Genomic DNA, 5,013 nt, shown 5'->3' on the forward strand with positions numbered 1-5,013 from the left:
TGCCGGCGCAGCTACAATGCACTGACCAACACGCCGTTGGCGCGGCTGCGCAAGAAGGCCTCCTGGCTTCCCTACCTGCAATGCGTCCTTGAGTCACGCACGGTCCGCGCAGCTGCCGCGCTTGTCAGCGTGCACCGCACCACCAGTTTTCGCTGGCGCCACCGTTTCGTTCCCGGCGCCGCCAACAAGCGTCCAGCGCGCCTTGAAGGCATGGTCGAGGCGGACGAAACCTATATGCTGGAATCGCAGAAGGGCTCGCGCCACCTGAACCGACCGCCACGGCGGCGCGGCGGTGTGGCCAAGCGCCGCGGCATCACCCGCGAACACGAGTGCCTGCTCGTCGCGCGCGACCGGAGCAGGCAGACGCTGGATTTTCACACTGGTCGTGGGCAGGTCAGCGCCGCCCGGCTTACCGCTTGTTTGCGGCCCGTGCTGGCGCCCGACGTGCTGCTGATCAGCGATTCGGCGGCGGCTTACCGGGTCTTCGCCTCAAACGCCGGTATCACACATGAAGCGGTCAATCTGCGCGCCGGCATCAGGGCCCGTGGCACGATCCACCTCAATAACGTCAATGGCTGGCATGCCCGGTTCAAGACCTGGATCAAGCGTTTCAATGGCATCGCCAGTCGCTACCTGGTGAACTACTCCGGCTGGCAGCGCTTCCTGGATGACGGCGAACTGCGGACGCCAGCACAATTGCTGACCGCCATTATCCAGTGCGCGATTTGTCGTCGGAAAATAACGAATTAACGCGCACAGCGCCCCTTTTTTGGCCTACAGCAGCGCCGCGGTCAGGCTCTTGACCTCTTCTCCCGATTCTTCCAGCACGCCCTTGAGCGTGCCTTCGCCGAACACGAAGTCGATGGTGGCCGCTGCCGCATGCGTGGTCGCGCCATGCGGCAGGAACAGGGGAGATGGATGTGGCGCCAGGTCATTGGCCAGCAACAGGGTGTCGCCCAGGGTCTCGGGCGGCAAGGCGCGCATGCCGTCCCACAGCGCTTCGATCGCGCTCATCACCGGGCCCGGCACGCCCAGCTTGTGCAGCACCCCGCGGCCGATGGCGGCCTCGCCGTGGTCGAGCCAGGCGTCGAGATTGTCGTCCAGCAGGCCGGGCAGGGCTTCGGCGCGCGACAGCAGGTAGAAGCCGCCGACTTCATGCACGATGCCGGCAAAGAGCGCGGTTTCAGGATCGACAAAAGAGACCCGGCGCGCGATCACCTGGGAGAGCGCCGCCACATGGGCCGAGTGGGCCCACAACTGATCGGCCTTGTGGCGCAGGCCGGGATCGCGGATCTCGCTGGCCAGCTGGCGCACGATGACCGAGGTCGCCAACGCGCCCAGGGTACGGAAACCCACGCGCTGGACTGCCGCGCGCACATTGGTGACGTCGTGCCCGCTGCGGTTATACGCGACCGAGTTGGCGATCGCCACCGTGCGCGCCGCCAGCAGCGGTTCGGCCTGCACCAGGCGGGCGGCGGCGTCGATATGGCAGTCGGGTTCGCCCAGCGCGCGCTGCAGGGTCAGCGAGGCGTTGACGCTGGTTGGGAAGGCAAGTTCGCCGCGGCTAGCTTCGGCGGCGATGCTATCGAGTGCGGAGACGTGGTCCATGGAAAAAATTATACCCCCATCGAGACAGCCTGCCTGCAAATATATTGCCTTGGGGCACCGATCGCGCTGGCGACCGGCGCCCCAAGGCGCCGATCACTCTTCGCTGAAGATGGCGTCGCAGCCTTCCTTCTGCTCTTCCAGGTTTTCCAGCTCGTCGACCAGGCCCAGGTCGAGCAGCTCTTCCATCGCGTTCATGTAGCTGTTGAGCTTGGCCGCGCCGATCAGGCGGTAGATCTCGCCGGCTTCGTTGCGCACGCCGATCAGCATCGGTTCCTCGCGGACTTCGTCCAGCGGGGCGACGTCGAGCAGGATGTTGCCGATGATGTGCTTGTCGAAATGGGCCGGCTTCTTGCCGTCGATGAGGGAGGTTTTCAAGGCGTTTCCTTCAGGTGGGATGGGATGGGCGCCGGGCTGTCGCCAGCCGCGGCGCCGGTGTCGCTGCCGCCGTCGCCGCGGATGCGGGTGCGCAAGAGGCCAAGGGCCTGTTCCAGCGCGGCAAAGTCGGCATCGCTATAAGCGGTAAATAATTCTTTTCCACGTGCAATCACTTTCGGGAACACATCGCAGAATACCCGATCGCCGGCAGGCGTCAGGCGTACGAAGAACGATCGCTTGTCGTCGCAGCTGCGTTCGCGCAGCACCAGGCCTTTTTGTTCCAGCCGTTCGATGACGCCGGTCAAGGTGCCCTTGGTGATCAGGGTGCGTTCGCCCAGTTTCTTGTAGCTCATGCCGGCCGTATTGCCCAGCGTGGCGATGATATCGAACTGGGCATGCGTCAACCCGTTCTGGCGCACCGCATCGCCCGAGACGCGCTCGAAGCCCTGCATGCACTCGGCGAGCAGCCGGACGCTTTTTAGATATCGTTCCCCCATGGGCCGGGATTATATCCGTCCGCCGCGTCTCCCGTTGCCCGCTACGCAATATCTCCCAAGCTGCATGGATGGCCCGGAACCGGCTCTATTGTTCTCCGGTATGATAGACGACCATGTCCTTTCACCACGTCCGTCGCGAGTCCGCCTCGCCAGCCATGGCATCCATCATCGACCGCGATGCAGCCTGACCTGTCCCAGCTGGCGCAGGAGCGGCCGCTGCGCGTCCTGCTGGTGAACGCCGGCGAGCCCGATGCGCTGACCTGGTCCGGGCTGTACCAGCCGCTGCGCCTGGCGGCCAAGGTGCTGGGACCGGAGCGGCTGCACGTCGACGTGCGCGGCCCCGATAAATTCATGGGCGACGCCGGGCGCCACTGGCACCTGGTGCTGCTGGTGGCCGATGAATCCGAGGCGGCCCTGCGGCCGGCCAACCTGCGCGCCCTGGTCGAGCGCTGCCGCGCCGCGCCGTACTGGGGCGGCGTTGGGGCCGGCGTGCTGTGGTTGGCCGATGCCGGCGTGCTGCATGGCGCGCGCGCCGCGCTGCCCTGGGCCCTGTACCCGGACGTCAACGCCCAGGCCGAGCAAGCCCTGCTGAGCCCCCACCTGTACGAGTTCGACGCCAATCGCCTCACCTGCTGCGGCGGCGCGGCCAGCATCGACTTCGCCCTGACCCTGGTCGAACTGCTGTTCGGCGCCGGGCCCCAGGCGCAAGTGAAGGAAAGCCTGTGCATCGACCGGGTGCGCGGCCCGGACGAGCGCCAGCGGGTGGCGCTGCAGGCCCGCTTCGGGGTGTTGCAGCCCAAGCTGTCCGAGGCGGTGGCCCTGATGGAAGCGAATATCGAAGAACCGCTCTCGACCGACGACATCGCCCAGTTATCGGGCATTTCGCGGCGCCAGCTGGAGCGCCTGTTCAAGCAATACCTGGGCAGCTTGCCGTCGCGCTACTACCTCGAATTGCGCCTGCGCCGTGCCCGCCAATTGCTGCTCGATACCAATCACTCGATCGTGCAGGTCGGGCTGATGTGCGGCTTTTCGTCGGGGTCGCATTTCTCGACGGCATTTGGTGCCTTGTTCGGCAATACCCCAAGGGAAGAGCGCCAGCGAAAACTTGCCCAATAGTCAAGCAGCGTCAAAAATGAAAATGCCTGTCGCACTTCTAAAAGAAGTTGTCAGGAAGCGTTTCTATAATGGCCCGATCATGCGGGAATCTGTCCCGCGTCTTTTACTACTGATTGGATGAGGAAGAAGCCATGAACGCAAAGCTTGATTCGGGTATCGCCACGCTGCCGGTTAGCCGCCAGACTTTCGACGAGGTCCTGGTCCCGACCTACGCCCCGGCCGCGATGGTGCCGGTGCGCGCGTCGGGCCTCGACCTGTGGGACCAGGAAGGCAAGCATTACCTCGACTTCACCTCGGGCATCGCCGTCACCGCCTTGGGCCACGCCAATCCGGAAGTAAACGAAGCGCTGACAAGGCAACTGAACACCCTGTGGCACATCGGTAACGGCTACACCAACGAGCCGGTGCTGCGCCTGGCCTCGGCCCTGATCGCGGCCACCTTCGCCGAGCGCGCGTTCTTCTGCAACTCGGGCGCCGAAGCCAACGAGGCGGCCCTGAAGCTGGCGCGCAAGTACGCGCACGGCAAGTTCGGCCCGCACAAGTCGCGCATCGTGTCCTGCCTGTCGTCGTTCCACGGCCGCACCCTGTTTACCGTCTCGGTCGGCGGCCAGCCGAAGTACACCGAAGGCTTCGAGCCGCTGCCGCAAGACCTCTCCCACATCCCTTATAACGACATCGAAGCGGCGCGCGCCGCCATCACCGACGATGTCGCGGCCGTGATCGTCGAGCCGATCCAGGGCGAGGGCGGCGTCATCCCGGGCAATCCCGACTACCTGAAAGCGCTGCGCGAGTTCTGCGACAAGACCGGCGCGCTGCTGGTGTTCGACGAAGTGCAGTCGGGCATGGGCCGCTGCGGCACCCTGTTCGCCTACGAGCAGATGGGCGTGCAGCCGGACGTGCTGACCTCGGCCAAGGCGCTGGGCAATGGCTATCCGATCGGCGCCATGCTGACCACCAACGAGATCGCCCAGTACCTGGCGGTGGGCACCCACGGCACCACCTACGGCGGCAACCCGCTGGCATCGAGCGTCGGCCTGAAGGTCCTGGAGCTCATCAACCAGCCGGCCTTCCTGGGCCGCGTCAAGGAAGCCAGCGCCAAGGTCATGGCCAATCTGCAGCAACTGGCGGCGGACTATCCGCAGGTGTTCGGCCAGCCGCGCGGCATGGGCCTGCTCATCGGCCTGCCGATGGCCGAAGGCTTCAAGGGCCGTTCGAAGGACTACACCAAGCTGTGCGAGAAGCTGGGCCTGATGCTCCTGATCGCCGGCCCGGACGTCGTGCGCCTGGCGCCGGCGCTGGTGGTGTCGGACGAGCAGATCGTCGAGGCCGACCGCCTGATGCGGGCGGCGGTGGCCGAATTTGCCAACGCCTGATTCCCGATAACCGGTCGCGGCCGGCCCGCCTGCAAGGGTGGGCC

6 protein-coding genes are annotated in these 5,013 nt (G+C 65.5%); 3 read left to right on the forward strand and 3 right to left on the reverse strand.

The features are described from left to right. Nucleotides 1–750, forward strand: a 750-nt coding sequence (locus tag E8M83_RS16935; protein WP_137174525.1) for an IS1595 family transposase, incomplete at its 5' end; no start/stop codon positions are given. Nucleotides 751–774: 24 nt separating this feature from the next. On the opposite strand, the gene E8M83_RS16940 is transcribed toward E8M83_RS16935, so the two are convergent. The 3 genes from E8M83_RS16940 to E8M83_RS16950 all read right to left on the reverse strand — a co-directional run bounded on the left by E8M83_RS16940 (nt 775) and on the right by E8M83_RS16950 (nt 2,480). Beyond that, the gene (locus E8M83_RS16940; protein ID WP_137174526.1) at nt 775–1,608 is read right to left on the reverse strand and encodes an HDOD domain-containing protein; all 834 of its coding nucleotides are present in this window, start codon (nt 1,606–1,608) and stop codon (nt 775–777) included. A 93-nt stretch (nt 1,609–1,701) separates the two neighbouring features. Beyond that, nucleotides 1,702–1,983 carry a hypothetical protein gene (locus tag E8M83_RS16945; RefSeq protein WP_137174527.1) on the reverse strand — a complete coding sequence of 94 codons (282 nt, stop codon included), beginning with the start codon at nt 1,981–1,983 and terminating at the stop codon, nt 1,702–1,704. Then, nucleotides 1,980–2,480 carry a MarR family transcriptional regulator gene (locus E8M83_RS16950; RefSeq protein WP_137174528.1) on the reverse strand — a complete coding sequence of 167 codons (501 nt, stop codon included), beginning with the start codon at nt 2,478–2,480 and terminating at the stop codon, nt 1,980–1,982. The genes E8M83_RS16945 and E8M83_RS16950 overlap by 4 nt, the downstream gene beginning before the upstream one ends. Before the next feature lie 177 nt (nt 2,481–2,657). On the opposite strand from E8M83_RS16950, the gene E8M83_RS16955 reads away from it, so the two are divergent. Then, nucleotides 2,658–3,596, forward strand: a complete 939-nt coding sequence (locus E8M83_RS16955) for a GlxA family transcriptional regulator (protein ID WP_137174529.1) — start codon at nt 2,658–2,660, stop codon at nt 3,594–3,596. Between the two features lie 131 nt (nt 3,597–3,727). After that, nucleotides 3,728–4,969 carry an acetylornithine/succinyldiaminopimelate transaminase gene (locus E8M83_RS16960; protein WP_137174530.1) on the forward strand — a complete coding sequence of 414 codons (1,242 nt, stop codon included), beginning with the start codon at nt 3,728–3,730 and terminating at the stop codon, nt 4,967–4,969. Nucleotides 4,970–5,013 lie beyond the last annotated feature (44 nt).

The organism is Massilia sp. HP4 (assembly GCF_005222695.1).
GTDB lineage: Bacteria > Pseudomonadota > Gammaproteobacteria > Burkholderiales > Burkholderiaceae_D > Telluria.

Excerpts from the sequence above, each read along its gene's own strand:
- E8M83_RS16940 (WP_137174526.1), bottom strand. The coding sequence starts at position 1,608 with ATGGACCACGTCTCCGCACTCGATAGCATCGCCGCCGAAGCTAGCCGC.
- E8M83_RS16950 (WP_137174528.1), bottom strand. The coding sequence starts at position 2,480 with ATGGGGGAACGATATCTAAAAAGCGTCCGGCTGCTCGCCGAGTGCATG.
- E8M83_RS16955 (WP_137174529.1), top strand. The coding sequence starts at position 2,658 with ATGCAGCCTGACCTGTCCCAGCTGGCGCAGGAGCGGCCGCTGCGCGTC.
- E8M83_RS16960 (WP_137174530.1), top strand. The coding sequence starts at position 3,728 with ATGAACGCAAAGCTTGATTCGGGTATCGCCACGCTGCCGGTTAGCCGC.